This is a genomic window from Halocatena marina (genome assembly GCF_023276375.1).
GTDB lineage: Archaea > Halobacteriota > Halobacteria > Halobacteriales > Haloarculaceae > Halocatena > Halocatena marina.
In genome coordinates this window covers 725,683-750,812 of the sequence record NZ_JALLPK010000001.1, presented here as the reverse complement: position 1 = coordinate 750,812, position 25,130 = coordinate 725,683, and the positions used below count along the sequence as shown (strand labels likewise).

27 protein-coding genes and 1 tRNA gene are annotated in these 25,130 nt (G+C 56.1%); 13 read left to right on the top strand and 15 right to left on the bottom strand.

Annotated elements, in window-relative coordinates; translation table 11 throughout:
• Positions 1 to 99: 99 nt before the first annotated feature.
• Positions 100 to 1,608 (top strand): sodium:solute symporter family transporter, encoded by a 1,509-nt coding sequence (locus tag MW898_RS03660; protein WP_248904637.1) that lies wholly within the window; start codon positions 100 to 102, stop codon positions 1,606 to 1,608.
• A gap of 146 nt (positions 1,609 to 1,754) precedes the next feature.
• On the opposite strand, the gene MW898_RS03655 is transcribed toward MW898_RS03660, so the two are convergent.
• The 3 genes from MW898_RS03655 to MW898_RS03645 all read right to left on the bottom strand — a co-directional run bounded on the left by MW898_RS03655 (position 1,755) and on the right by MW898_RS03645 (position 2,793).
• Positions 1,755 to 2,066 carry a DUF8036 family membrane protein gene (locus MW898_RS03655; protein ID WP_248904635.1) on the bottom strand — a complete coding sequence of 104 codons (312 nt, stop codon included), beginning with the start codon at positions 2,064 to 2,066 and terminating at the stop codon, positions 1,755 to 1,757.
• A gap of 79 nt (positions 2,067 to 2,145) precedes the next feature.
• Positions 2,146 to 2,424 (bottom strand): winged helix-turn-helix domain-containing protein, encoded by a 279-nt coding sequence (locus MW898_RS03650; RefSeq protein WP_248904633.1) that lies wholly within the window; start codon positions 2,422 to 2,424, stop codon positions 2,146 to 2,148.
• Between the two features lie 84 nt (positions 2,425 to 2,508).
• On the bottom strand, positions 2,509 to 2,793 hold the full coding sequence (locus tag MW898_RS03645; protein WP_248904632.1) for a DUF357 domain-containing protein: 285 nt from the start codon (positions 2,791 to 2,793) through the stop codon (positions 2,509 to 2,511).
• Between the two features lie 218 nt (positions 2,794 to 3,011).
• On the opposite strand from MW898_RS03645, the gene MW898_RS03640 reads away from it, so the two are divergent.
• Both MW898_RS03640 and MW898_RS03635 read left to right on the top strand, forming a co-directional pair.
• Positions 3,012 to 4,055, top strand: a complete 1,044-nt coding sequence (locus MW898_RS03640; RefSeq protein WP_248904630.1) for an NAD(P)/FAD-dependent oxidoreductase — start codon at positions 3,012 to 3,014, stop codon at positions 4,053 to 4,055.
• 144 nt (positions 4,056 to 4,199) lie between these two features.
• Positions 4,200 to 4,490 (top strand): DUF7545 family protein, encoded by a 291-nt coding sequence (locus tag MW898_RS03635; RefSeq protein ID WP_248904627.1) that lies wholly within the window; start codon positions 4,200 to 4,202, stop codon positions 4,488 to 4,490.
• A gap of 93 nt (positions 4,491 to 4,583) precedes the next feature.
• Here the strand turns inward: MW898_RS03635 and MW898_RS03630 are convergent, their stop codons facing one another.
• From MW898_RS03630 to MW898_RS03620, 3 genes are all read right to left on the bottom strand, one after another.
• The gene (locus MW898_RS03630) at positions 4,584 to 5,237 is read right to left on the bottom strand and encodes a 2,5-diamino-6-(ribosylamino)-4(3H)-pyrimidinone 5'-phosphate reductase (protein ID WP_248904626.1); all 654 of its coding nucleotides are present in this window, start codon (positions 5,235 to 5,237) and stop codon (positions 4,584 to 4,586) included.
• A 107-nt stretch (positions 5,238 to 5,344) separates the two neighbouring features.
• Positions 5,345 to 6,460, bottom strand: coding sequence for an NADH:flavin oxidoreductase/NADH oxidase (locus MW898_RS03625; RefSeq protein ID WP_248904623.1), 1,116 nt, complete (start codon positions 6,458 to 6,460; stop codon positions 5,345 to 5,347).
• Positions 6,461 to 6,625: 165 nt separating this feature from the next.
• Entirely contained in the window at positions 6,626 to 7,057 is a 432-nt protein-coding gene (locus MW898_RS03620) for a DUF5796 family protein (RefSeq protein ID WP_248904621.1), read from the bottom strand.
• A gap of 91 nt (positions 7,058 to 7,148) precedes the next feature.
• Between MW898_RS03620 and MW898_RS03615 the strand changes: the two genes are divergently transcribed.
• From MW898_RS03615 to MW898_RS03605, 3 genes are all read left to right on the top strand, one after another.
• Entirely contained in the window at positions 7,149 to 7,994 is an 846-nt protein-coding gene (locus tag MW898_RS03615) for a shikimate kinase (RefSeq protein ID WP_248909707.1), read from the top strand.
• Positions 7,952 to 8,257, top strand: a complete 306-nt coding sequence (locus MW898_RS03610) for a chorismate mutase (protein ID WP_368409120.1) — start codon at positions 7,952 to 7,954, stop codon at positions 8,255 to 8,257. The genes MW898_RS03615 and MW898_RS03610 overlap by 43 nt, the downstream gene beginning before the upstream one ends.
• A gap of 107 nt (positions 8,258 to 8,364) precedes the next feature.
• Positions 8,365 to 9,030 carry an HD domain-containing protein gene (locus MW898_RS03605; RefSeq protein WP_248904619.1) on the top strand — a complete coding sequence of 222 codons (666 nt, stop codon included), beginning with the start codon at positions 8,365 to 8,367 and terminating at the stop codon, positions 9,028 to 9,030.
• A gap of 96 nt (positions 9,031 to 9,126) precedes the next feature.
• Here the strand turns inward: MW898_RS03605 and MW898_RS03600 are convergent.
• A tRNA-Glu gene (locus tag MW898_RS03600) sits at positions 9,127 to 9,233 on the bottom strand.
• Between the two features lie 402 nt (positions 9,234 to 9,635).
• On the opposite strand from MW898_RS03600, the gene MW898_RS03595 reads away from it, so the two are divergent.
• Complete coding sequence (locus MW898_RS03595; RefSeq protein WP_248904617.1) at positions 9,636 to 11,465, top strand: threonine--tRNA ligase; 1,830 nt, start codon at positions 9,636 to 9,638, stop codon at positions 11,463 to 11,465.
• 130 nt (positions 11,466 to 11,595) lie between these two features.
• On the opposite strand, the gene MW898_RS26485 is transcribed toward MW898_RS03595, so the two are convergent.
• Positions 11,596 to 11,730 carry a DUF7128 family protein gene (locus MW898_RS26485; protein WP_390204529.1) on the bottom strand — a complete coding sequence of 45 codons (135 nt, stop codon included), beginning with the start codon at positions 11,728 to 11,730 and terminating at the stop codon, positions 11,596 to 11,598.
• A gap of 107 nt (positions 11,731 to 11,837) precedes the next feature.
• On the opposite strand from MW898_RS26485, the gene MW898_RS03590 reads away from it, so the two are divergent.
• A complete protein-coding gene (locus tag MW898_RS03590) occupies positions 11,838 to 14,006 on the top strand; it encodes an AAA family ATPase (protein ID WP_248904616.1) in 2,169 nt (722 codons plus the stop codon).
• 292 nt (positions 14,007 to 14,298) lie between these two features.
• Positions 14,299 to 15,315, top strand: coding sequence for an aldo/keto reductase (locus tag MW898_RS03585; RefSeq protein ID WP_248904615.1), 1,017 nt, complete (start codon positions 14,299 to 14,301; stop codon positions 15,313 to 15,315).
• 39 nt (positions 15,316 to 15,354) lie between these two features.
• Here MW898_RS03585 and MW898_RS03580 read toward each other — a convergent pair whose 3' ends face one another.
• Positions 15,355 to 15,768, bottom strand: a complete 414-nt coding sequence (locus MW898_RS03580; protein WP_248904614.1) for an SHOCT domain-containing protein — start codon at positions 15,766 to 15,768, stop codon at positions 15,355 to 15,357.
• A gap of 130 nt (positions 15,769 to 15,898) precedes the next feature.
• Here MW898_RS03580 and MW898_RS03575 point away from each other — a divergent pair, with 130 nt between their 5' ends.
• Positions 15,899 to 16,900: a nucleoside hydrolase gene (locus tag MW898_RS03575; RefSeq protein WP_248904613.1), complete on the top strand. Its 1,002-nt coding sequence runs from the start codon at positions 15,899 to 15,901 to the stop codon at positions 16,898 to 16,900.
• Between the two features lie 42 nt (positions 16,901 to 16,942).
• Here MW898_RS03575 and MW898_RS03570 read toward each other — a convergent pair whose 3' ends face one another.
• Positions 16,943 to 19,771: a DEAD/DEAH box helicase gene (locus MW898_RS03570; RefSeq protein ID WP_248904612.1), complete on the bottom strand. Its 2,829-nt coding sequence runs from the start codon at positions 19,769 to 19,771 to the stop codon at positions 16,943 to 16,945.
• A gap of 153 nt (positions 19,772 to 19,924) precedes the next feature.
• Here MW898_RS03570 and MW898_RS03565 point away from each other — a divergent pair, with 153 nt between their 5' ends.
• Positions 19,925 to 20,332: a DoxX family protein gene (locus tag MW898_RS03565; protein WP_248904611.1), complete on the top strand. Its 408-nt coding sequence runs from the start codon at positions 19,925 to 19,927 to the stop codon at positions 20,330 to 20,332.
• 44 nt (positions 20,333 to 20,376) lie between these two features.
• Here the strand turns inward: MW898_RS03565 and MW898_RS03560 are convergent, their stop codons facing one another.
• Together MW898_RS03560 and folP are read right to left on the bottom strand one after the other, a co-directional pair.
• Positions 20,377 to 21,060 (bottom strand): 6-hydroxymethylpterin diphosphokinase MptE-like protein, encoded by a 684-nt coding sequence (locus MW898_RS03560; RefSeq protein WP_248904610.1) that lies wholly within the window; start codon positions 21,058 to 21,060, stop codon positions 20,377 to 20,379.
• A gap of 1 nt (position 21,061) precedes the next feature.
• The gene (folP, locus tag MW898_RS03555; protein ID WP_248904609.1) at positions 21,062 to 22,219 is read right to left on the bottom strand and encodes a dihydropteroate synthase; all 1,158 of its coding nucleotides are present in this window, start codon (positions 22,217 to 22,219) and stop codon (positions 21,062 to 21,064) included.
• A gap of 237 nt (positions 22,220 to 22,456) precedes the next feature.
• Here folP and MW898_RS03550 point away from each other — a divergent pair, with 237 nt between their 5' ends.
• Both MW898_RS03550 and MW898_RS03545 read left to right on the top strand, forming a co-directional pair.
• Complete coding sequence (locus MW898_RS03550; protein WP_248904606.1) at positions 22,457 to 23,155, top strand: phosphatase PAP2 family protein; 699 nt, start codon at positions 22,457 to 22,459, stop codon at positions 23,153 to 23,155.
• Positions 23,156 to 23,197: 42 nt separating this feature from the next.
• Positions 23,198 to 23,749: a class I SAM-dependent methyltransferase gene (locus MW898_RS03545; protein ID WP_248904605.1), complete on the top strand. Its 552-nt coding sequence runs from the start codon at positions 23,198 to 23,200 to the stop codon at positions 23,747 to 23,749.
• Between the two features lie 31 nt (positions 23,750 to 23,780).
• Here MW898_RS03545 and MW898_RS03540 read toward each other — a convergent pair whose 3' ends face one another.
• The 3 genes from MW898_RS03540 to MW898_RS03530 all read right to left on the bottom strand — a co-directional run bounded on the left by MW898_RS03540 (position 23,781) and on the right by MW898_RS03530 (position 24,981).
• Entirely contained in the window at positions 23,781 to 24,125 is a 345-nt protein-coding gene (locus tag MW898_RS03540; protein WP_248904603.1) for a hypothetical protein, read from the bottom strand.
• Complete coding sequence (locus tag MW898_RS03535) at positions 24,125 to 24,469, bottom strand: winged helix-turn-helix domain-containing protein (protein WP_248904601.1); 345 nt, start codon at positions 24,467 to 24,469, stop codon at positions 24,125 to 24,127. The genes MW898_RS03540 and MW898_RS03535 overlap by 1 nt, the downstream gene beginning before the upstream one ends.
• Positions 24,470 to 24,585: 116 nt before the next feature.
• Positions 24,586 to 24,981, bottom strand: a complete 396-nt coding sequence (locus MW898_RS03530; protein ID WP_248904599.1) for a hypothetical protein — start codon at positions 24,979 to 24,981, stop codon at positions 24,586 to 24,588.
• Between the last annotated feature and the right edge of the window lie 149 nt (positions 24,982 to 25,130).

The following is a 25,130-nucleotide window of genomic DNA, read 5'->3' as shown; positions in this document are numbered from 1 at the left end:
ACCAATAATAATGTTTCGTCTATGAACGATTTCTCAGTCATCACATCTATGTACTATCGAGAGATATCACTGGGTAATGATTCGAAGAAGTGATTTCTTGTGACTCAGTCGTCGATCGTCCTTGGTGTGACAACTCTCGTGGTCGGAGTGGTTTCGATACTCGGCGTATTGTTCGCTCGTGGACAGATCGAAACCGTCGAGGACTACATCAGCGCACGAGGGAGTGCAGGAGAGGGAACGCTCACGGCAACACTCATTGCATCGAGTATGGGCGCATGGATTCTGCTATCGCCTGCCGAAGCTGGTGCTGCCTTCGGTGGTATCACAGCAGTTCTCGGATACGCACTTGGGAGTGCACTTCCGATGGTGGTGTATGCGGTGATTGGACCACGTATTCGAGAGCTAATTCCGCACGGTCACTCACTCACAGAGTACACTCACGCCCGGTACGGGACGGCGATGTACGTCTACGTGCTTGTAGTGAGCATTGCGTATATGTTCACATTTCTCGCAGCCGAAATGACAGGGATCACCGGTGCCCTGTCACTCGTTGCAGGTGTTCCAGCATGGCAGACCGCTGCTCTCATCGGTGGATTCGTTCTCGTGTACACCACCTATGGAGGACTTCGTGCGAGCATCTTCACAGACACCGTTCAAACGTTGCTCATACTACCCTTGCTGGCTATCGGCTTCGGGTTCGCTCTGCTCGAACTCGGTGGCGCTGGGGCAGTCTACGAGGGCGCTGTCAGTTCGAACCCCCAGCTTCTGAATCTTGGCTTTGTTTCCGGGATACAGTTCGGCGTTTACATCGCTGTTGCTGTCCTCGGCGCGGAGATGCTGAACCAGGCGTGGTGGCAACGAATCTATGCGGCTGAGAACGATCGTGTGCTCCAGCGGTCGTTCCTCGTCACTGCCGTTGCCATCATTCCAATGATATTCGTCTCCGGACTGTTCGGTCTCGCTGCACAAGGGTTGAATCTCATCGACGGCAACGCGAGTATCGCCTTTTTTCTCGTCGTCGACGAGGCGTTTCCCGATAGCATTGTTCTCGGTATCGTCATTCTTGCTGTCCTGCTCGTAATGAGCAGCGCAGACACCCTGCTAAATGCGCTTTCAAGCATCGTCACAGCCGATCTCCCGCGTGTTCTCGAACTAAGCGATGAGACACTCACAGCGAGTGCGCGTGCTCTCACCGTCGTCGTTGCACTCGCAGCGATCGTCATCGGCGCACAGGGATACAGCGTTCTCGCAATCTTCTTTACCGCCGACCTACTTGCCGTGGCGACGTTCATTCCGCTTCTCTCTGGTCTGTACTTCGCTCGGTTATCGGAGACAGGCGCACTTCTTGCGAGCGTCGCCGGACTGATCGTCGGCGGACTGTTCTTCCCACTGGCACGGCCACTCCTCCCGTTCGCATCGGGACTTCCGGCCGCGTCATACTTCGCGTCGTTCCTCAGCGCTGGCATCGTTTCCGCCGCACTGACTGTACTCGCCTCGCTTGGCTCTAAGGGACAGTTCGACTTCGAGCAATTTGAACAGAAAATCCAGCGACTCGACGAACACGAACCGATGGCAGACGGCAGTGGACAACGAGGGAACGACCAATGATCGGTACGACCACCTTCACGTTTCTGACGTGGGGATCAATCGTACTCGTGGGAGTCGTGTTTGCTTACGAGATGTACGCAGTGCTGCTAGAACAAGAGATCATCTGACGGAACAGATGTTGAATGGGACGATCATACGAACGCCGATCAGTCCCATGTGACCCACGTAAGAAAGAGGAGGCCACAGAGCTCCAGTACCCGAACCGAGAGCATCGCGTACTGAGCAATCGGTGGGACGAGCGTCGGATCTGTGATCCATCCAGTGAGTACATCGTGGAACACAAAGAAATAGAACGAGAGTCCATTATCGGCGAACAGGAGCAGGGCGAAAACAAACAACCCAATCGTGTGTTTCGAGCGGAATTTCCACGCGTTGTTTGCCCACACGTAGCCAAGGCTAGCAAGGAGAACGAGATTGATCCCCAGGACCACTCGCATGAGATCGACTAGCCCCGTCATTGTGTCATCCTAACCCCTGTCCGCCATATATACACTAGCCCAAATTCAGCCATACTTGTCACGCTCAATCTGTCCCGATTCATCCGTCCACCTGCTCGATGATCGTCTCGATGATCTCCCAGTGATGACGCGCTTGATCGCTCGGGAGGTACACCGCTCCGTAATCGTCGCCACTGTTAGTCAGTACATTGTTATCCATCAGTACGTCAAGGTGATGTCGGACCGTTTTGTAATCGAGATCCAAATCCTCTGCTAGCTGGTTGGCGTTGCGTGGCTGCTCATCGAGAGCACGCAGGATACGCACCCGGTTGGGCCCGCCACGTGTGCCCGTCAGCACGTACCAGAGGACACCTTCCATCACTCACCCGATCGTAGCCCCTGTATGTAAACACACCGTCTGTTCGGTGGGCGTATTGCGGTTAGTGTTTTTAACACAATATGATCAAACTGTGAATAAGTGTCCATCTGTCGGAACATCGAAGATACCGATACGAGCACCCGCATCGAGCCACGCGTGACCGTACGAGAACGCCGCGAGTGCATTGACTGTGTCGCCTTGTTTCTTGAAGTGACGTCCGTCATCGAGGTACGAGGCGGCCATTTCGTGGCATTCAGCGGCGCTTTCTGCCAACGGTGTCCCCGCGGGAGGGGCAATCGTTGCGGCATCGATCGCCTCCGATAACAGACGTTCGTACCGTTCGGTCTTTTCTTCGAGATCGGCGGACATATCGAACGCCAGCCTGGGAGCGACATAACGGTTCGGATCGGTCGAGAGCAAGCACATTGATTTCGCCAGACACGCCATCCAAAAACAGCGGGACGTCCCGCTCGAATGGTTGTTCAAGGGAAGAAGAGGGCGTATCAATGAGATGAGACACTCTCGATTCTCCTGCAATATCCGTAGGCGCAAGCTACAAACACCGCTCCCGATTACATCAACCAACGATGAACAATGGCACTCATCGACGACTCATTATTACAGGAACAGGGATCGCAGGGCTCTCTGCCGCGATCTATGCCGGACGGGCCAACAATGAGCCGCTCGTAATCGAGGGTGACGAGCCAGGGGGACAGCTCACACTCACCACCGATGTCGCCAACTATCCGGGCTTTCCAGAGGGAATCAGTGGTCCAGATCTTGTCCAGCGAATGAAAGAGCAGGCAACTCGTTTCGGAGCTGAAATTGAGCACGGCATCGTCACGAATATCGACGACCGCTCGCGTCCGTTTGAAGTCGAATGCAGAGACGGAACGGTTTACACCGCTGATGCGGTCATCGCTGCTTCGGGAGCAAGCGCGCGCACGCTTGGCGTCCCTGGCGAAGACGAATTGATGGGCTACGGCGTCTCGACCTGTGCCACGTGTGATGGTGCGTTTTTCCGCGATGAGGAGATGCTCGTCGTCGGGGGAGGAGACGCCGCGATGGAGGAGGCAGCCTTTCTCACGAAGTTCGCCTCAAAGGTTTATCTCGCTCACCGACGCGAGGAGTTCCGCGCCGAACAGTACTGGATCGACAGAATTCAGGAAAAGAGTGATGCTGGCGAGATCGAGATCATGCGCAACACGGAACTGACCGAGATCCACGGAACACAAGCGGAGGGTGTTTCGCACGTCACGCTCGCTCGCAACGATTCGGGCTATCCGTCCGAAAAACTCGATGACCCGAACACCGAGTCGTTCGATTTCGACGTCGGAGCCGTCTTTCTCGCCATTGGCCACACACCGAACACAGACTACCTCGAAGGGACTGACGTCGAGATGGACGAAAGCGGCTACCTCCGGACACGAGGTGGGCGGGACGGTGGACAGACCAGAACCGATGTCGATGGTATCTTCGGCGCGGGTGATGTGGTCGATTTCCACTATCAACAGGCCGCTACCGCGGGCGGAATGGGAGTGAAAGCTGCACTCGACGCTGATGAGTTCCTCGACCAACACCCCCGCAAGGCAACTAAAACAACGCCAGCACCAGCCGAATCTGACGACTAACCAAAATCACTATCTCTCCCGACGTGGCAGCGCTCCACGCCCATTGTCACTTACACGATCACCCCCAAAATCCATCATAGAGTTCAGTCCTCCGTCAGATCGCCCACCCAACAGAGGTTAGTGGTCGTCGTCCGAAGGATGTGTATGACGACAGAAACTGATAGTGTTGTCATCTCGATTGAAGGACCAGACGGGGCCGATGAGGTTTTGCTTCCCGAACCACTGCTCAAGATACTCTCGGAAAACGATGAGTCGTCAGCTGAAGTCGTCAGTGACATTGTTATTCTCTCTTGTGCCGAGCGCATCCACGCGATCGTTCACCACGGCGAGGGTGAAATGAGCGACGAACTCGCCTCGGTCGAAGACGAAATGATGGACCTGTTCGAAGATCGTTTCGGCGTGACGTTCGGTGCTGCGACCGGGCACGATCACTAACGGCCCTTCATTTCAGTCACGCGAGACGATCGTGACAGCGATGACTGTTCTCAGCGACTGTTGGCAGAGGTTCTGTTCGTAAAGAGCGGTCGGTTATTCGACACTCCACTGGAGAAAGACACCGTCGTCGAGTCGTTCGACACCGATGAGGATGAGATTCGAGAACTCATCAACGAATCCTTCGCCGTCGGCGAGGGTTGGGGCATCGCGGCCCCCAATGAGAAGCGACCCAATGTAAACGGAGAGTTCATCGACGAGATCCGCCTCGAACAGCGAGAAGATCAGTTCGCCGCCGCCTTCGACGAACAGCGTTTCGATGCCATCGCGTTCGAGTTCGGAGAGCGCAGCGGTGAGATCGACCCGTTCCTTTCCCGCAACAACGACTGTTGCTCCCGCCTTCTCGAGCTGTTCGAGGCGGTCGGACGATGCTGCTTCGGTGGTGAGGACGTACGTCGGCGCACTCCCGTCGAAAAGCGCCGCATCGAGGGGCGTCCGCCCCTGTGAATCAGCAACGATCCGGGCCGGCACACCAGTGCCACCAACCGCATCACGGTGATTGCGATCGAAGCGAGTGAGCGATGGATCATCAGCCAGCACGGTCCCGACACCGACCATGATTGCATCGGATTCTGCCCGTCTCCGATCCACGCGGTCGAAGTCCATCTCACCGCTGATACGGAGCTGCTCGCGGCGATACGAAGCGAGTTTTCCATCCGCGCTCATGGCGGCGTTGACGAGAACGTGCATACGATAGTATCGCCTACTGCTCGCCCGATCCCTAAAACGTCTCCTGTCTGTAGTCTCTTGCCTACTGTCTCTCGTGGCTGATCCACTGTTATGCCGTTACGAACGTGTTACTCCGTCCGAGTGTTAATTTCGGGGTAGGCTCGGCGGTACTGTGGCGGTAGTTCGACGCGATCAACACCGAGTTTCGAAGCAGCGTTGTTCGTGAAAGACGGATCGCGGAGGTGTTCTCGTCCGATGATAGCGAGATCGGCCTGTCCGGTGCGGATGAGTGCATCGGCGTGTGCTGGTTCCGTGATTGCACCGACAGCACCGACCGCGACGTCTTCAGTCGTCTCCTCGCTGATCTGTTCGGCGTACGGGATCTGATACCCTGGGCCAGTACTCGGAAGCTGTTGGTCGGGATGAATGCCTCCGCCACTCACATCGATTAGATCAGCGCCACTTGCAGCGAGGTGATCGGCGAGACGGACCGACTGATCGACGGTCCACGCATCGCGTTCGGGTAACCAGTCAGTTGCTGAGATGCGCACGAAGAGCGGACGATCATCGGGCCAGACCGAACGCACGGCAGCAGTGACTTCTCGGACAATGCGACTGCGGTTCTCGAAGCTGCCGCCGTAGTCGTCCGTCCGTTGGTTTGTCACGGGAGAGAGGAATTCGTGGAGGAGATATCCGTGTGCAGCGTGGATTTCACAAATTTCGAATCCGGCAGCGAGTGCGTTCTCTGCAGCTGCCACGAACGAATCGATGACGCGATCGATATCGTCCTGCGTCATCGATCGGGTCGGCGGTGCGTCGCCGTCGTACGGCCACGGAATGGAACTTGGAGCGAGCACTTCCCAGCCCTCGTCGCCTCTGAGTGGCTTACTGCCATCCCACGGACGGCTCTTCGACGCTTTCCGTCCCGCGTGTGCGAGTTGAATCGCGGGACAGCTTCCCTGCTCGCGGATGAACGACGCAGTCGGTGCGAGCGCTTCGGCGTGCTCAGTATCCCATATTCCGAGATCCTGTGGAGAGATCCGCCCCCGAGGCGCTACTGCCGTCGCCTCGGTCATAACGATCCCTGCACCACCGACAGCACGACTTCCCAAATGGACGAGGTGCCAGTCAGTTGCGATTCCATCTCTGTTTTCACACGAATACTGACACATTGGTGACACCATGACGCGGTTCCGAAGGCGCGTTTCACGCAGTTTCAGTGGTGTGAAAAGGTCGTTTGTCATCAGCCGCACTACCCGAGTCGATAGGATGGTGATGACGAAGACGGACACCCTTGCCGCTCTCGGATGTGTTTTCTCAGAACCGAGTCACGGGATGTCCTGAGTCCGTGGTTGGAGATCAATTTCGTTCCCGATACAGCTATTTCGATCGCTGACCTCTGTGGTGAATTACTCGTTATCGTTGACGATCTCCCACGAGTGTTCGGACAGCTCGTCTTCTGCAAAGACGAACACACGCCCACGAGCTGCTTCTGTGTCGGCTTCGACCCGGACAGCGTATCCCTCTTCGTGGACGGTCACACCGGGGAAGATGGACGTTTCTTCGTCACTAGCGAGAAACACGCGTCCGACGCCGGTACTACGAAGGATTTCGTCGTCGGTTTTGCGGTCGTTAACGTAGATCATCGCGCCTTCTGCCTCTGTTGGATCGGTGATGAGAACGTGCACTTGTTTTCCGGGAGGAGTGGTAATCGATCCCGTCGTTTTCTGTGGGATGCCATGGTAGAAAACGCTTCTTCCGTCGGTGTACTCAACATCAATTCCATCGGGGTCGAGCTCCACACGGAGGGTATCCGGGGAGATCTCGCTGCGCATGCTCATACGGAACCTATTCGAGACAGCTATAAGAGCGCCACGCAGTGACCTCTGCCACGACCATCAGCGGTAAGTACACACCGTGACAGAGACAACTGTGAATGGTCGAGCGACCGCCCCTGCAGCGGGTACTGTTCTGAACGCCCTCGCGAATGAAACCGGATCGGCATTCGCCATCGATAGTGAGCTGACTGCAACCGTCGAACTGACGAATGACGGTCCGATAACGGGTGAAGTAGCGGACACGACCGACGCCGATACGCGCCTCATCGAACGGTGTGTCGAACTGATCGTCGAACGGTTCGGAGACGACGAAGGTGGAACGGTCCGAACGACTGGCGATATTCCGATGGCTGCGGGATTGAAGAGTTCGAGCGCCGCCGCCAACGCGACGGTTCTGGCGACGCTCGATGCGCTCGACGTGACGTACCCACGGGAAGACGCTGCTCGGATCGGAGTACAAGCCGCTCGTGATGTCGGTGTCACGGTTACGGGGGCGTTCGATGACGCCAGTGCGAGTATGCTCGGCGGACTAACGATCACGGACAACGCTCGTGATGAACTCTTGAAACACGAGGCAGTCGAATGGGACGTGCTCGTGTGGACGCCGAACGAGCAGGCGTTCAGCGCGGATGCGGACGTGGCCCGCTGTGAGCAGATCGGGCCGATGGCTGATCTCGTAGCAGATCTTGCGATGGCTGGGGAGTACGGTCGTGCGATGACTGTCAACGGGTTGGCGTTCTGTGCAGCGCTTCAGTTCCCGACCGATCCACTTGTGACCGCGATGTCGCACGCAGATGGCGTCTCACTCTCCGGAACAGGGCCGAGTTTCACTGCCATCGGTGATCGAGCAGCGCTCGAACGAGTACGAGAGATATGGCAAACATACGAGGGAAACATATGGATGACAACAACACAAACCGACGGAGCACAGAGGGGATGAACCTCGCGGAGCTGCGCGAGGAGATCGAATCGATCGATCGAGAGATCGTCGAACTCATCGCTCAGCGAACGTACGTCGCAGAGACGATCGCGACAGTCAAACGCGAAAAAGAACTTCCGACGACTGACGAAACGCAGGAGGAACGAGTGATGGCTCGCGCGGGCGAGAATGCAGCTTGCTTTGATGTCGATGCCAACCTCGTGAAAGCGGTATTCCGACTCCTCATCGAACTGAACAAAGTAGAACAGCGAAATAAGAGATAGAGTGGGATTCTCTCAAAGAATATCCACCGGACAGCGCGCTCGTTTACACTGTTACGTGGGATTTCACAATCACTAACTCATCTGAGACCATTCTTTATACACACTCTATGAAGCAGGAATTAGGTCCGCTTGCTCGAACGTTGTCGTTGCCGTATTATGAAGATGCCCTCCCAGCGCACGATCATTTCCATGCCAAGCGAGTTCGGGATTTGTCAATTAACTTATCGAAGGAGTATGAGAACACTGTCGACAGAGCAGTTCTTTCTGCAGCGTCTTGGTTGCACGATATTGGTCGGCCACGAGAGCGACTCGGAGAGATCGAACATCACGGCAAATGGGCAGCTAGAAAAGCAGACGATCTCCTCGAAGCCGAAGGGATACCATCTGACCAAATTGATGCGATCAAACACTGTCTCCGGACACACAGTATTCGGGCTAGCTCCCCAGAACCGGAGACGCCCGAGGCTAAATTGCTTTTTGACGCAGACAAGTTGGAAGCGACTGGCGCACGCGGCATCATTCGTCTCTCCTGTATTATCGGTGAGAGATCTGGGAGAGCAGGCGAAAGATACGCCGTAATCGATAACGCATCAGATTCTGGAATGGCGACATCGGACCTACCAGATATCACTCTTCTCGAAGAGTGGGCAACGGAGCGTCTTGAGCTGTTGTATACACCTCCTGGACGTCGTCTTGGAAGGTCTCGGTGGAGTTTCATGGAGGAGTTCTTCGCACAGTTTACTCGTGAACGGAGATTCGAAGAAGAGAGATGACTCAGTAACGAGAGAAGCGGCTCGAATGATCATTGAAATCATAAATTTCGTGGACAACAGAAATCACTGAACACGAAAACCATTGAGAAGATAGGATGCTCCGGCGGGGATTTGAACCCCGGTCATCGCCTGACTCCCCACGACGCCCGAAAGCGAACGCAGGCGAGAGGGCAATATGATTGGCCGGACTACACTACCGGAGCACACGTCCAGCGTGTAACCACTACTCGGAGGGATTCGTGTATAACGGTTGCGCTTTTATCCCACCATGATCTGCCAATACAAGACAGGCGCGAGTCTACCGCAAATCGACACACACATCCGATATATGATAGAATAGAAAGAGCCCCATCCCAAAGCAGCGAAGAGATATCTGACACAGTGTCGGCAATATGTTTAAATAGCCGTTGTTGGTAGTGAGAATCGATGCTAGTGGGTGAGTGCTTTACACGCCGGGCGTAAGCCCATCACTATTATTACACCTAGCTGGCTCGTTTGTCTGTTACTAATCACGGAGAGAAATCCATGTTTGTACAATACACTACCGAGAGAGTGGCAACGCTACGGTTTATACCGGAAATACCAGAAATAAATGAGTTTAGGCAATGAAATTATTATTCATCCATTCGGATCATCTCGAATTCGAGACCACGGAAGCGATCGGTGACATAGCCGAGACGAACGGCGTCCCACACGACGGGAAAATGGAAGAGTGTGTGACCGCGTTCATTTCGGTCGAACGCGATGACAGCAAGAGCGTTGCTGGAACTGTCGAGAACGCGACTGACGAACTCCGAGACGTCGCAGCACAGCTTGGCACGAATCGAATCGTCCTCTATCCATACGCACATTTAAGCGAAGATCTCGCAGCTCCCAAGGTAGCCACCGATGTACTCCAACGGTTGGAAGCGGCACTTGCTGAGGAGTTTGATGTGCTTCGTGCGCCCTTTGGCTGGTACAAGTCCTTCGAGCTCTCCTGTAAGGGTCACCCGCTCTCGGAGCTATCCCGGCACGTGAGTGGCCACCGAGAGGAGCAAGAGAGCAACGAGCGGCAACCGAGCGACTGGAGGCTCATGAACCCAGACGGCAGCCTCCACGATCCAATCGCGTCGAAAGCCGATCTGGGCGATGACATGCGGGCATTCATCGAAAGTGAGGTCGAAGACAAGGTTGCTAGTAAGGGCGAAGAGCCACCTCATCTTCGAATCATGCGCGAGAAGGGATTCGTAGACTACGATGACCTCTCTGATGTCGGGAATCTCCGATACTATCCGCGCGGGAAACTGATCCGAGATCAGCTGATGCGATACGTCAGTGATCTCGTCGTCGACGACGGTGGAATGCCAGTCGAGACGCCTATCATGTACGATCTCGGAGCGCGACCGATCCGAGAGCATGCGGAGCAATTCGGCGAACGACAGTACCGCTTCGAGAGCGGTGACAGGCGGATGATGCTCCGGTTTGCCGCCTGCTTCGGACAGTTTTCGATCATGCGAGACATGCATATCTCGATCAACGATCTTCCGCTTCGGATCTACGAGATGAGCACCTACTCCTTCCGTCGGGAACAGCGCGGCGAGGTGTCTGGCCTGAAACGCCAGCGCGCGTTCACGATGCCAGATATGCACACCGCTGCCCGGGACGCAGATCAGGCCCGCGAAGAACTGCTCCGACAAGCGAAGCTCGCCTTGCAGACGGGGGTAGATCTCGGACTAAACTACGAAGCCGCATTCCGCATGACGAAAGCGTTCTACGAAGACAACGAACGCTGGGTGAAAACCGTCGTCAGCGAACTCGATAAACCCGTCCTCGTAGAGCTTCTGCCCGAGCGTCATCACTACTGGTCTGCCAAAATAGATTTCGCAGCGATCGACGGTCTGGGACGGCCAATCGAGAATCCAACGGTGCAGATCGATGTCGAAAGCGCAGAGCGGTTCGATATCGAGTACACTGACGGAGCAAAAACGCACCATCCACCGATTCTCCATTACTCACCATCAGGGGGAATTGAGCGCGTAATGGCTGCACTTCTAGAGAAGACTGCAACGATGGAGACGCCACGCCTCCCGACGTGGCTCTCGCCCACGCAGGTCCGCTTTATTCCGGTAAGCGACGAACACGTACAGCATTGTGACGAACTCGTCGATAGGCTGGGCGAGGCGACGATTCGCGCGGATGTAGACGACCGCCACGAATCCGTTGGAAAGAGAATCGCACGCGCAGAAACCGACTGGGTTCCCTACTACGCTGTTGTCGGCGACCGAGAACAGTCGAGTGAGGAGTACGGTGTCAACATCCGTTCGCAAGACGAAGAGCGAACTATGACGCTCGATGAGCTACGGAACACCGTTCGAGCGGACATTCATGAACTCCCGGACAGAAACCGGTATCTTCCACAACACCTCAGCAATCATCCCCGTTTCGTTGGACATTGAGCGTCAAACCGGGGTAGCAAGCCGTCGATCGATCGTCGTTCGACTCTCGACTCTCACCAGCCACCAGTCACAATACGGAACTGAGGCAGTCGGTGAGATCGGATTGAATTAAACGAAAAGAGTGTTACACTCACTGGATATAGCTCGGAGATTCCTCATCGCAGCGTTTTTCGTGTTCTTTCGCATCGTCTTTGTCATCAAACATGAGACCGCAGGTCTCGCACGTATGCCATGTTACATTATCACGCTCGACCTGTGTGACCATATGTTCATATTGGTCTCACCCGATAAAGGAGTTACTCCCAGCAGGTATCGAGGGAATTCGTCAGAGCCGGACAGTGGCCTCAAGGGGGGGTACCCCTTAGTCCAGTCATGGAACGAGAAATTGAACTGACCGTTCAGGGTGCCGAGAAGCGAGACGCCGGGCGAGGTATCGCTCGTCTCGCTGGTGCGACGTGTCGCGCACTCGGTGTTCTCAGCGGTGAGACGGTTCTTCTCGACGGCCCCCGCCAGACCGTGGCAAAGGTGTGGCCGGGGGGTGATGAGAATATTATTCGAATCGATGCCGATACGCGTCGAAACGCAGATCTGAATATCGGTGATCGGGTACCTGTCCGTCCGATCGAGGTTGCAGACGCACGGAGTGTGACGGTCACGCTTCCGCGACCAGTTCGGTCGGATGAAGTCACATCAGTTATCAAACGCGAGTTGCTCGACCGCCCGCTCCAAGAAAGCGAACAGATCCGTCTCGAACGGTTCGGCGTGCAGGTAACGGTCGCCGAAACGACTCCGACTGGGACGGTCAGAATCACAGACGAAACGACAGTCACGATCGACACTCCGAGCGGAACAACTGGAGATCCGATCGATACGGGATGGGGTGGTTCGTCTTCGTCACCAGACACAGTTCGTACTTCGACATCCCAATCGACGGGATCGTCTACCAGCAGCAGCGCTGATTCTCAGTTTGATATCACCTACGAGGATATCGGTGGACTGGACGACGAACTCGAACAGATACGCGAGATGATCGAGTTGCCGCTTTCCAATCCTGCACTGTTCCGTCAGTTGGGGGTCGATCCACCGAAAGGGGTGCTCCTCCATGGGCCACCAGGAACGGGAAAAACCCTCATCGCAAAGGCTGTCGCCAACGAAGTCAACGCCTATTTCGAGACGATTTCGGGACCAGAGATCGTCTCGAAGTACAAAGGGGATTCAGAGGAACGACTGCGTGAGACGTTCGAGGACGCATCGCACAATTCACCAGCAATCGTCTTCGTGGACGAGATCGACTCCATCGGTGGGTCGCGCAACGACGATGCAGACATGGAAAATCGCATCGTAACGCAGTTGCTGACGTTGATGGACGGAATCGGGACGCGCGATGAAGTAATCGTCATCGGAGCGACGAATCGTGTCGACGCGCTTGATCCCGCGCTCCGCCGCGGAGGGCGCTTTGACCGAGAGATCGAAATCGGTGTTCCCGACGGGCCCGGACGCCGAGAGATCCTTGACGTCCACACCCGTGGGATGCCGCTCGCCGATGATGTTGATCTCGATCGGATCGCCACGCGTACGCACGGCTTCGTTGGGGCTGACATCCGATCGCTCGCGACTGAAGCAGCGATGAACTCGCTCCGTCGGTACCGAATGGATGAAAGCGATTCGATGGTCGTCACCCGAGCAGATATGGAGACTGCGATGGCTGCCGTCGAACCGAGCGCGATGCGCGAATACGTCGTTGAAGCACCAAGTACGACGTTCGATGACGTCGGGGGACTCGCTGATGCGAAAGCGACGCTCCGTGAGGCGGTCGAGTGGCCACTCACATACCACGCGCTGTTCGAGACGACGCACACCACTCCGCCGTCCGGTGTGTTGCTCTATGGGCCACCGGGGACGGGGAAGACGTTGCTCGCGCGCGCACTCGCTGGCGAGAGCGACGTGAATTTCATCCACGTGGCTGGTCCAGAGCTCGTCGATAAATACGTCGGTGAATCGGAGAAAGCCATTCGAGAGGTGTTCGATCGCGCCAGACAGACCGCCCCGACGATCGTCTTCTTCGACGAGATTGATGCGCTCGCTGGTCGTCGCGGCGACACCCACGAAGTGACCGAGCGCGTCGTCTCCCAACTCCTGACCGAACTCGATGGGATGACCGACAACCCCAATCTGATGGTACTCGCTGCGACGAACCGGAGAGAGGCGCTCGATCCCGCGTTGCTCCGACCTGGCCGTCTCGAATCACACGTCGAAATCCCGCTTCCAGACGAAAAAGCACGCCGCGCGATCATTGACGTACACAGCGAAGGGAAGCCCTACGGTGACGATGTCGACCTCGAAGCACTCGCAGACGAGACCGAGGGCTACTCTGGTGCCGATCTCGAAGCACTCGTTCGACAGGCGTCCATGCTCGCTATCCGCGAGTTTGCGGGTGATCTCGGACCAGAAGCAGCTACCGAACGCGCTGATGAGGTCAGAATCACCGCACAGCATTTCGAGCAAGCACGAGAACAGAACCAACTCACAGATGAGCAATAGCGGTTCTCTCGTGAACTGAACTCCATCTGCTATGGCTTCCGACGAGAGATGATTTCAGAGAAACACACTTTCAGTGAGGACCCGAGCAACAAGGAACACAACCATCTCGAATTCGCTACTCTGACACCACTCAGACAGCGTTTCCTCGGTCCCGGTCTGTGGTCCGGATGATGCGCTGGCGCTGAGTGATCAACGCACTGCAATTCCACACAGCCACATTCCTCACAGTCTCCGATCCTGACAGAAACGTTCAGCCGGAAGATACTTTGAGGCCGTCAACGAGTTTTGCTCCATGGAATACCGACAGCTCGGAGCGACGGGCACAGCAGTATCGGAGCTATGTTTCGGCACGTGGCGATTCGGTCGAGAGACGGGCGGTGTCGTCGAGACGGGTCGTGAGGAGGCACACGAACTGCTCGATGCGTTCACAGAGCGTGGGGGGAACTTCATTGACACGGCGAACGTGTACGGAACGCCGAGCGGAACCGCTGAATCGTACATCGGTGAGTGGCTCGACGAGCGCGACCGGGAGGATTTTGTGCTCGCCTCGAAAGTCTACTTCGGGTTTGATCCGGACAACCCGAACGGAAGCGGGCTCTCGCGGACCCACATCCGCAATCAGATTGACGGAACGCTCGATCGCCTCGGAACGGACTATCTCGATCTCTACTACATCCATCGCTGGGACGAGGAAACGCCGATCGAAGAGACGCTTTCTACGTTGAACGGTCTCGTCGATGACGGGCGTGTACACTATCTCGGGGCGAGCACGATGGCCGCATGGCAGCTCACGAAGGCTCTCTGGAAGAGCGATGTTTACGACTGGGAGCCGTTTTCGGTTACCCAGCCGCTCGCACACGCCGCATACTACGAAGACGTGGGCGACTACCTCGACGTGTGTGCTGATCAGGATCTGGCCGTCTGTCCGTACTCGCCGCTCGCTGGCGGTTTTCTCACCGGCAAGTACGAACGCGCCGATCCGGATAACCCACAAGCCGTGAAAGCACCCGACGGATCACGCGGAAGTTTCGACGAGCAGTTCGGAGAGTACTACGCCTCTGAACGCGGGTGGCACGTTCTCGATGCGATCCGCAGCGTCGCACAGGAGGTCGATGCAACACCAGCACAGGTCGCACTCCGCTGGCTTATGGACCAAGAAGCGTTCACGTGCATCCCGATCATTGGGGCACGAACGACCGATCAACTCGATGAAAACGTCGGGGCAGCAGATGTCTCTCTGAGTGACGACCAACGAGAGCGCATTTACGAGGCTCGATTTACCGAGGAAGGCAGCCGATGGGGACACTAACGCGAGAAGAAATCAACTACTTGCGGTACACAGTCTGAATCAGACGAGCTCTCCGAGGCGATCTGGTTGTCGTTCCGATTCCGATTCCGAATTTGATTCGGTTTCGAGCAGCCGTTCGAGGCGATGTTCGAACTCCTGATCGGTGAGTTCACCACGAGCGTATCGCATCCGGAGGGTGGCGATAGGGTCCGTCGAAGAATCTGCCTCTTGGCTCTCGGATTGTTGTTCGGTGTCGGGGGTCTGTTCGGCGTCCGTGATAACGCTCATCGTGTAGGTAGCTGCAACGTAGAGAGTTACACACGCGACGGCGATCGGAATTAGCAAAAACATCTCACTTCCCAGTCCAAAGATCGTAACAATGGCTGCTGGAACACCAATCGATGCGGACAGAACGGCCACTACTACGCGTCCGAAGGCACTATCGGGGGCAGCGTCAGCGAGACGACCACACATATACTATCGCATTCGAGAGTCGTATAAAATAATTTCGTTCACTAGTAATGAATGATAGTTGTTCGTTCTCGGATGCTATCAGAGCGTGCACATACTTGTGTTGTGGCCCCCAACAAGAGAGGATAGAAAGATGGAGACGAATACAACTGCGAACGTGAAAGCAGACAGTGACAGCGCTCGCCGCTTAATTGTCGATACAGACACCGCCGGGGATGATACGATAGCTCTGCTGCTCGCGGTGTGTTCGGATCACGCTGTCCTCGAAGGAGTGACTGTCGTCGCCGGGAACGTTGAATTCGAACACGAGGTCGAGAACGCAAAGTACACGCTCGCGCTGGCGGATGCAGAAGACGTACCTGTCTACGAAGGCGCGCGGTCACCGCTCATAAAAGATCACGAGACGGCCGAAGAAGTCCACGGAACGGGCGGTCTCGGTGGGGACCTCTTTCCGGAGACGGGGATTCCGTCGGCCGACGAACACGCAGTCGAGTACATCGTTCGAACCGCAAGAGAGAACCCCGGTGAGATTACACTCGCCTGTATCGGTCCGTTGACGAACGTCGCGGTGGCGCTCCAGCACGAGCCCAATTTGGGTGAGTTACTCGATTCCGTCTGGGTGATGGGAGGCGCGCGCAACTGCCTCGGGAACGTGACGCCGGCTGCCGAGTTCAACTTCTGGGTCGATCCGGACGCTGCAACGCGAGTGCTATCCGAAATCGACGTTACGCTCGTCGATTGGGGTGTCTGTCTCGAACACGCGACACTCAGGACCGAAGAATTCGAACCGATAGAGGCAGCGCGATCGGAGTCGCCGTACGCCGATTTCTTCCTCGAAACCGCTCGGCCAGCGTGCGAACACACCCGCGAAACGCAAGGAATCGACGGAACGACGCAATCCGATTCGCTGACCATCGCGGGACTTCTCGATCCATCGATCATCACCGAGACAAACACGTATCCAGTTGCTGTCGACGAACGAGAGGGGATGACGCGGGGGTACAGCTTAGTTGATGAGAACGGCGTCACCGACCTGCCCGCGAACACCCGTGTCGTCGAATCGGTGGACGGAGAGCGGTTCCGAGAACTGATTCTCGACTTGCTCGTTCACGGAGACCCACACAGATCAGGGTGAAAAGTCGGATACCGGGATTTTCCAGTGGAAGATATGGCAAGACTACTCCCAGAACGATTTCGTTCGCGCGTACTGTCGTTCCTGTGAAAGGATGTCTCGATAGAAGTCGTCTTCATTCTCCCGGAGTTTCGAGATGATCCGCGCTGCGTTGTGCGGGCCGACGCCGCGTGCAGCGAGCGCGATGACCGCTCGCTTGCCGTGGCTCTGAACGAGATTCGCCGCGCGGTAGGCGCGTTGGGTCATCTTCTCCTGTTCTTCGTCCTTTTCTGAGACTCGCACCGCTTTCACCGTGTCGTCGTCCCACGGATTGAGCGCAGCGATTTGGGTCGAACCGCAGTTCGGGCACTCGGGTTGATCAGGGACGCGTTTCACCGTTTGGGTCCGCTCCCACTCCGTGCAGTGGAGACAAAAGAGAATGACCCGGTCGTCTCGGATGCGCTCTTTGACGGTCTGGACGACGCTTGCATCGGCGTTCTCGGGCGTAAGGAGTTCGCGTCCCGAAGAGCGACCACCGGTTCCGATTGGGGTTCGTCCGCTGACAACAGCGATATCGATCCCGCCCGACTGGATCTGCCGGAAGATGTCAATCGTTTCAGGGACAGCAAGCTCCTCGTAGAGCACCTCGCGGACGGCTTCGTCGTAGACAGGCGTATCCGCAAGCGCATCGAGCAGGCGCGTCCGACCGAACGATCCGGAGCCGTGCCAGCGTTTCAACGCCCCGAATTTCGTCGCAACCTGTGCGAGTTTAAACTTCAACACAGCGGCACGCTTCAGGCTCAGTTCGATGACTCCCTCGACGTGCTCTGGCACGGTTGTCTCCAACACCTCGATCACGTCTGTTGGTGTGACTCCGCGTGGGACTTCACACGCGATGCGGTATGGATCCGTTTCGAGCCCAACGGAGGATCCGGTTTGCTGGCCGATGAGCGCCGAAATAACCCGCCCGATCGTTTCGTTGATCATATGCCCGAAGCAGGCGTTGATGACGATCTCACGGCCGTAGGATTCGACGACGATCCGATCCGCATCGGGCATCGCCATCGTGTGCTTTTCGATCTGTGCGAGCGCTTCCTGTGCTGTGTGCTCGTCGGTCGGATAGCGCTCGCAGAGCTGGCGGGCGGCCGTCGCTCGGGAGGCCCCATCGTCGAACGCCTGACGGGCCGTTGCGCGGAGCGAACCGACACCCTGTGCGACCGCGAATGGAACGGGAATCTCCTGTCCAGTCCACGAAGGAACCTCACCACCAGGATCTTCGATCGGTGTCACTGTGACCTCCTCGTCCCCGTCATCGACCTCGACGATGCGCCACATCTCACCGCGTTGGATGAACACCTCACCCGGTTCGGCAAAGTTCACGACGAACCGTTCATCGAGCGTTCCGATCTGTCGCCCGCTCGCCACGTCCTCGACAGCGTAGGTCGCCTCATCCGGAATCATCGACAGATTGTCGTAGAAGTACTGCCACGTCCCGCCAGATTTTTCGAGACGATCGGCATCCTCATCGAGCCAAAGGAGACGGTTGTTCGACAGCTCTCGGACAACAGCGCGAAACGACTCCTGAGTGAGTGTGCGAAACGGGTACGCCCGAGTAACGATCTCGTAGGCACGCATCGCTCCGATCTCACCTGTGCCCATCAACAGCCCGGCGATCTGATTGGCGACGGTGTCGAGACTTCCCTCGTGGATTTCCGTCGGTTCGACTGTTCCATCGACTGCCTTCGTTGCGATATCGAGTGCTTCGAACGTATCTCCCGGTAGTGTGGTGATGATCGTCCCCGACGACAGGACGTCCTGACGGTGACCCGCTCGTCCAACGCGCTGGAGGAGGCGAGAGACCTGTCGCGGGCTCGAATACTGAATGACGTGATCAATGCGACCGACATCGATGCCGAGTTCCATCGAGGAAGTGCACAAGAGCGAAGCGAGCTCGCCGGCCTTGAACCGGTCTTCGACCTCGATACGGGCAGGTTTCGAGAGCGAGCCGTGGTGGATACCAACACTCAGATCCAGTTCTTTGAAACGGGAGCCGAGCGCTTCCGCGGTCTGGCGGGTGTTGACGAAGACGAGCGTCGATTCGTGCTCGTCGATGAGGTCGCGTATCAAACGGATGTGGCTGGCGGTCTCTTCGTCGGTCATCAATCGGCCAGCTAATCGCTCGTCTTCCGGCGTGATTTCGGGGGTACGAACGCGAATGTCGAGCGTGCTCCCGACGTCGACTTCGACGATGTCACAGCCTCGATCACCCGTGAGAAATCGTCCAACGTCTTCGGGATCGCCGACGGTTGCCGAAAGACCAATGCGCTGGAACGATCCCGCGAGTTCCCGAAGCCGTTCGAGACCGATGGTGAGCTGTGCACCACGCTTTGAGTTTGCGAGCTCGTGGACTTCATCCACGACGACGTGTTCGACATCTTCCAGCGCTCGTCTGAGCTTCGAGCCCGTGAGCATCGCCTGAACGGTTTCTGGTGTCGTGACGAGAACGTCGGGCGGATCATCCGCCTGTTTCGTGCGCTGATATCGGGTCGTGTCGCCGTGACGGACGTCGATATCGATGTCCAACTGCTCACCCCACCATTCGAGTCGATCGCGCATATCCCGATTCAGTGCTCGAAGCGGCGTAATGTAGAGCACGGAGATGCCGTGGCGGTCTGTCCCGGCGACAGCGTCGAACACCGGTAGCATTGCGGTCTCAGTTTTACCCGTTCCGGTGGGAGCGACAATGAGCGCGTTCGACCCGGTGGCCAGAACCGGAATTGCCCGGCGCTGTGGCTCAGTCGGGGTTGCAAATCCCCGTTCAGAAAGCGCCGACCGGACCGCATCACCGAGATGTGTAAACGCGTCCGCACCGCCGACGGTCTTACCCTCCGTCATCAACATTGATAGTGGTGCGAGTCGATTAAGGGTCACGGGTCGGAGAATCGCGTTACATACGCTTGGAGATCGAATGATTACGGAACAATCAAGAACTAAGACGCTAGCGGGAGAAGCGTTGGGTATGCACTCTGTCTTGGAGGTGAGTGACTGATGACTGACGAGGAAACGACTGACGAGCGACCATGTGGACGGGTGTTTCTTTTGGCTCGGCTGGTGTTCGGGAGTGTGCTCGCGTTCTCGGCTATTGATAACTTACGCAATCTCGATGAGAAGATCGAGTACGCAGAGAGCAACAACGCGCCAAATCCCGAACAGACAGTGCCCTTCGTCAGCGGTGCACTCCTGTTTGGCAGCGTTGGAATCATGCTCTGGCGGCTCCCGAGACTCGCCGCCATCTCGGTGTTGACGTTTCTTGTTGGTGTCACGCCGACGATGCACGATTTCTGGGCCGTTGACGAGGATCAAAAAGAAGCTCAGATGGTCCATTTCATCAAGAACCTCGGGCTCATCGGTGGAGCACTCGCGTTTCTCGTCCACGGCGAGCGCGACCGACGATAGAGACGCTCGTATTCAAATTCAGAGGGATAGCTTCGAGGCTGGACTCAATCGGGAATCACAGTCGTATCGATGGCCGCGCGTCGCCCATCGAGCACTGCAAAGCGTTCGTTTCGTCTCTGTTCGAGCCAGCGGAGCAGCCGTTCGGCCCACGCGAGCTTTCGGCGTTTGATGGGATTCACGTCGGGATCATCGAAGTCCCAGCCGGGGAAGATCAACGATTTCGCCCCACAGTGGTCGGCGATGAAGGCAGCACGATCACCATCTGTGAACCCACCCACGTTCAGCAGATGGCCGATCGGGTTGGCTTGTGTTGTCCCGAGCACGTTCCGCTGGGTCATTTTCGGGACAAACGCTTCGAGTGCAGGGATGTTATCACCGTGAGCAGCAACCGCAACTGGCGTTCCCTGAGTCAGCACCACCGCTCGTTCAGGGTCTGTATCGAGATCTGTGACCACGAGATCGATTGGAATATCCTCACGACGGCAGATCTCGGCCGCGTGAGCGACGGCTACGACACGGTCTGCTCTGTGAACACGTGCGAGTTCTTCCGAAGGCAACGGACCACCACCGACGACTGCGACCGTTCCACCGGTGAATACGAGACGAGAGAGATCGAATTCGGTGGTGAGGTCCCCCAGCAGATCACGGGCGCGCTCGTCGCCAGCTCTGTCGAACCCAAAATCGTCGAGAATTGCTGTATACACTGGCTCCCAGTCGGCGAAATCCACGCTACCGACCTCCGTTCACCCGCTCTTCGATCGCTTCCAGTACTGGTTCGAGCGACGCGTGATCGTCATCCATTTTCTCACTGACAGCGCCCGTCTCACCGTTCTCGGCGAGCGCCGACAACGCTTCGGTTGTGCCAAGGAGAACCCCCCGTTCGCCGTGGATGAAAGTCGCACCGTGCTCAGCGGCAAGCGTCGAAAGACAGCTCTGGTCGACAGTCGAAAGACCCGACAGCTCGAACGTCCGTATCACCGAGCTGTCGGGGCTGCCATCGCTTTGCTCGAAGTGGCGTTCAATCCCTTGAGAAACGTCGTCGAGTTCCTCGATACCAAGGCGTGTTTCCGACGGTCGGTACTGGGAGAACTCCCGTCCAATGATGGCCGCATCGCGCGTCTCGGCGACGTCGTGTGTACGGATGACGTGAGCACCGCGCTCGACCGCCATCGACGTGGCTGCAAGCGAAACGGGGAGCGCGTCGTCGGTCGAGCGTCCGGCAAGCTCCCGGAGGAAGTTCTTGCGATTGATCGAGACGAGGAGTGGTCGACCCAGTCCACGGAACTCCTCGAGGCGAGCGAACGTCTCCCGGTCGTCTTCGAGCGTCTTCTCGGCACTCCATCCGCCAAATGCGGGATCGATGATAGTCTTGTCTGTGAAGCCGTTCATCTGCAATGCTTCGTAAATCTCCTCGGGAGATTCGACCGCTCCCGGCCGTTCGAGATCCGGTGGACTCGCCATTTTGACGACGGGAGCATCGTACTCCTCACAGACACGGGGCATTTCGGGATCGGCGAAGCCACAGATGTCGTTCACCATATCGAATCCTGCGTCGAGAGCAGCAGCGGCAACCTCGTGATAGCGCGTCTCGATGGAGAAAACGGCGTCACCACTCACCGATGCGATGGTTTCGATAGCGGTGTCGAGCCGCTTTAACTCCTCGTCGGCTGAAAGTACTGAAAACCGCTTGTTCGCCGATTCGAGACCGATGTCAACGATATCCGCTCCCTGATCGATGAGACGCTCATCGACGTAGGCGGCTGCCCCGCTCGGCTCGTCGAACACACTCGGCTCATACGGCGACTCCTCGCTGACGTTGAGCACACCCATGATCCGAGGTGAATACGAATCACCAATACCGAGACCGGCGGCGTCCACGTTCTGCATACTTGTTCCTCGCACGGCGGCCACAAAGCCCGCACGATCGGTCAACGATATCATCATAACAATTCCTTGTGTGTAACAGACACACATTCAACGAATAATCGTCAGAATGAAGCTCATCCGCCCCTTCTCTTTCCTAAATAATACAATTGTGATATTCCAATGGAGATTTTTGATGTTTAATCGTATTCATAAAGCATACAACGATCAAATAGGACAGATCATTCAGAGGTAGACGAAATGTCGCGTGGATTCGGAGAGATCGGTGTCATAAAGCAGCTTCCAGAGTCGATTATCGCTATCGCCGGACTCATCACACAATTGGGCGATATGTGGTTCGTTGTACTGTGGATCATCGGGACGTATTGGATCGTGAGCCGTGATTCGTCGATTACGAATACACCGTTACAGGATTGTTCGTACTTATTCGCGCTTGCACTTGGTACGTCTGCATTGACAATGAGTCTCAAGCACGTTTTTATGCTCCCGCGGCCGCCGGGAGCCACGACTGCTATGCTCCCGGCGTGGCTTCCAGCGAGCAGCAAACCGGTGTACGAGTCGCTGGTGACGAGCGGTGGCTTTGGATTTCCCAGCGGGCACGCCCTGAAATCGACCGCTGTGTACGGTGGCGCAGCGCTGCTGTTCACGAAACGGGACGGGCAGAACTACCTCGTACCAGCAGCGATCGTAACGATCGTGGCGCTCTCTCGTGTCGTTCTCGGCGTTCACTACGTTGTTGATATCCTCACAGGCATCCTCCTTGGACTGCTGTTTCTCGTCGGAATGAACCGGCTTACGAAGGCGGATCCACGTCCCGCGTTCGTCGTTTCCACCCTACTCGGTCTCATCGCGGTCGTACTCTCTCAAAGCTATACGTCTGTCTTGGTCGTCGTGGCTGGAGGGCTCGGGCTCGGAAGTTGGGAGTACAGTCACAAATGAGGAGTCTAAGGCTATTTCCCCGCCGGCAGAGAACACACTCGTATGGGCTTTCACACGTACGACATCGAGAACGCCGACGCGCTGGAAGACTTCGCTCGATACCGGTACCTTTCGGTCGAGGAACTGCTCTCGCTGTTCAATCCGTCCGGAACGGTCGCGGATCTCGGTAGTGGGACGGGGTTTTATACAGACGACGTGGCTCCCTATGCCGAAACGCTGTACGCCGTCGATGTACAAGATGAGATGCACGAACGATACCGTGAGAAAGGAGTACCTGAGAACGTCGAATGCGTTACTGCTGAAGTGAGCGATCTCCCGTTCGATGATGCTTCGCTGAACTGTGCATTCTCGACGATGACGTACCACGAATTCGCAAGCGATGCGGCACTTGAGGAACTTGCGCGTGTTGTAGAACCTGATGGAGTAATCGGAATCGCAGATTGGACCAGCAACGGAACTGGGGAAGACGGCCCACCGACAAACGAACGCTACGCGCTTGCCGACGCCCGAACGGCACTCACCGACGCTGGATTCGAGATCGAATACGCTGACGAACGCCACGAAACGTTCGTTCTCAGGGCTCGACGACTCTGAGATGATTCGAAATTACTGGATAGATATCAAATTATTCAGAGCGGTCAGGGATAATAAGCAGTGAGTAGAGAAGAGCACAGAGACCACCAATCTCGCACACTCGAATTATTATCGGAAGATAGAATGTATATACTCGGGATTGGAGCGCTGTTGTCTGTCCGAGTGAGCTGATCCCGATCGAGAGCGTCATTGGAACGACTGTGAGAAGACAGAGGCCGCTTGCGAGAAACAGCATCCGTGTACTGTCGTTGCGTCGGTACCCCCGATAGGCATGGAGCACGAGAAACAGCGCTAGTCCGACTGCAATCAGAGAGATAGAAAGTAAGAGGAGATAATCGGCGTGGGTCTGAATTTTATCCCCTTGCAGGATGATCATTACAGTCCCTCCCATATCTCTGTAAATCGATCAGCGAGATCACCTGTTGGCTTCTCAGAAATAATTATTTCAAAACCCTCATCTCCGAGACGAATAGTGAGTTCGTTCAGCCGTGCCTCATACATGCTATGGTGATTGCCATCTGGGTGTGCAACGCGTCGTTCAGAAAGAAGCCCGCACTCGACGAGCCGTTCAGCTCGTCGATAAACTGTAGAAACGGAAATGTCGCATTCTTCACTGAGTTCTTTCGCTGACATTGCTTTGTCTCGTGTCTGTTGAAGAATCATCTGAGCATATTTGTCGGCGAGAAGTTCGAGTATCTCGTTATCCGAGGCATCAATCACACGTTTTTCCCTCCTGACCGTGACCGTTCTATGTCTTCCCCGTTGGGACGCCCAATTATTCCCTCCGATGACATGTATTATAGCTGTTCGAAGCATGAACCGTCCGTTGTTTTCTCTTACCCATCCCGTCGAACACGAGCAAACAGGGCTGCAGTTCCATACTGAATGACCACAGTCACAGCAAATGCGATTGCCGGAGCAGAACTGATTGAAAGAACAACAACCGTAATTTGATATACGCCGATGAAGAGGCCAGTTGTGATTAGTGTCGCAGAAAGGGTCCAAATTGCCGCTGTGCCGGTCGAGTACGCAACTGGCCAGTAACGTTCGTACGCATACGGAATGAAAACGGCAATATTCAACGCCAACAAAACGCTGCCGGTAGACATACTACTTATTGTTGAAAATGTGAAAGATGCGACGATAGCAAGGAAGATAGAAACGATACTAACTGGAAGGTCATTTGTTAGGTCTTCTTTGAGTCTTGTGGCGAGAGACTGATTATTGGTCACATCCCTTCGAAGGGTATCTGGTAATAAGATGCTTGCCGCGATTTGCTGACTCAGCGAAAGCGATTCTATCTACATCGATGATTATCGTTGTGGTGTCCGAACGAAGCATGACTGACAACGGCCGGACAGTATCACTACCGTCACGCCGT

What these genes read in the sequence shown, in the direction of transcription:
- MW898_RS03655 (WP_248904635.1), bottom strand. Translation starts at nt 2,066, where the DNA reads ATGACGGGGCTAGTCGATCTCATGCGAGTGGTCCTGGGGATCAATCTC.
- MW898_RS03650 (WP_248904633.1), bottom strand. Translation starts at nt 2,424, where the DNA reads ATGGAAGGTGTCCTCTGGTACGTGCTGACGGGCACACGTGGCGGGCCC.
- MW898_RS03645 (WP_248904632.1), bottom strand. Translation starts at nt 2,793, where the DNA reads ATGTCCGCCGATCTCGAAGAAAAGACCGAACGGTACGAACGTCTGTTA.
- MW898_RS03640 (WP_248904630.1), top strand. Translation starts at nt 3,012, where the DNA reads ATGAACAATGGCACTCATCGACGACTCATTATTACAGGAACAGGGATC.
- MW898_RS03635 (WP_248904627.1), top strand. Translation starts at nt 4,200, where the DNA reads ATGACGACAGAAACTGATAGTGTTGTCATCTCGATTGAAGGACCAGAC.
- MW898_RS03630 (WP_248904626.1), bottom strand. Translation starts at nt 5,237, where the DNA reads ATGCACGTTCTCGTCAACGCCGCCATGAGCGCGGATGGAAAACTCGCT.
- MW898_RS03625 (WP_248904623.1), bottom strand. Translation starts at nt 6,460, where the DNA reads ATGACAAACGACCTTTTCACACCACTGAAACTGCGTGAAACGCGCCTT.
- MW898_RS03620 (WP_248904621.1), bottom strand. Translation starts at nt 7,057, where the DNA reads ATGAGCATGCGCAGCGAGATCTCCCCGGATACCCTCCGTGTGGAGCTC.
- MW898_RS03610 (WP_368409120.1), top strand. Translation starts at nt 7,952, where the DNA reads ATGGATGACAACAACACAAACCGACGGAGCACAGAGGGGATGAACCTC.
- MW898_RS03605 (WP_248904619.1), top strand. Translation starts at nt 8,365, where the DNA reads ATGAAGCAGGAATTAGGTCCGCTTGCTCGAACGTTGTCGTTGCCGTAT.
- MW898_RS03595 (WP_248904617.1), top strand. Translation starts at nt 9,636, where the DNA reads ATGAAATTATTATTCATCCATTCGGATCATCTCGAATTCGAGACCACG.
- MW898_RS26485 (WP_390204529.1), bottom strand. Translation starts at nt 11,730, where the DNA reads ATGGTCACACAGGTCGAGCGTGATAATGTAACATGGCATACGTGCGAG.
- MW898_RS03590 (WP_248904616.1), top strand. Translation starts at nt 11,838, where the DNA reads ATGGAACGAGAAATTGAACTGACCGTTCAGGGTGCCGAGAAGCGAGAC.
- MW898_RS03585 (WP_248904615.1), top strand. Translation starts at nt 14,299, where the DNA reads ATGGAATACCGACAGCTCGGAGCGACGGGCACAGCAGTATCGGAGCTA.
- MW898_RS03580 (WP_248904614.1), bottom strand. Translation starts at nt 15,768, where the DNA reads ATGTGTGGTCGTCTCGCTGACGCTGCCCCCGATAGTGCCTTCGGACGC.
- MW898_RS03575 (WP_248904613.1), top strand. Translation starts at nt 15,899, where the DNA reads ATGGAGACGAATACAACTGCGAACGTGAAAGCAGACAGTGACAGCGCT.
- MW898_RS03570 (WP_248904612.1), bottom strand. Translation starts at nt 19,771, where the DNA reads ATGACGGAGGGTAAGACCGTCGGCGGTGCGGACGCGTTTACACATCTC.
- MW898_RS03565 (WP_248904611.1), top strand. Translation starts at nt 19,925, where the DNA reads ATGACTGACGAGGAAACGACTGACGAGCGACCATGTGGACGGGTGTTT.
- folP (WP_248904609.1), bottom strand. Translation starts at nt 22,219, where the DNA reads ATGCAGAACGTGGACGCCGCCGGTCTCGGTATTGGTGATTCGTATTCA.
- MW898_RS03550 (WP_248904606.1), top strand. Translation starts at nt 22,457, where the DNA reads ATGTCGCGTGGATTCGGAGAGATCGGTGTCATAAAGCAGCTTCCAGAG.
- MW898_RS03545 (WP_248904605.1), top strand. Translation starts at nt 23,198, where the DNA reads ATGGGCTTTCACACGTACGACATCGAGAACGCCGACGCGCTGGAAGAC.
- MW898_RS03540 (WP_248904603.1), bottom strand. Translation starts at nt 24,125, where the DNA reads ATGATCATCCTGCAAGGGGATAAAATTCAGACCCACGCCGATTATCTC.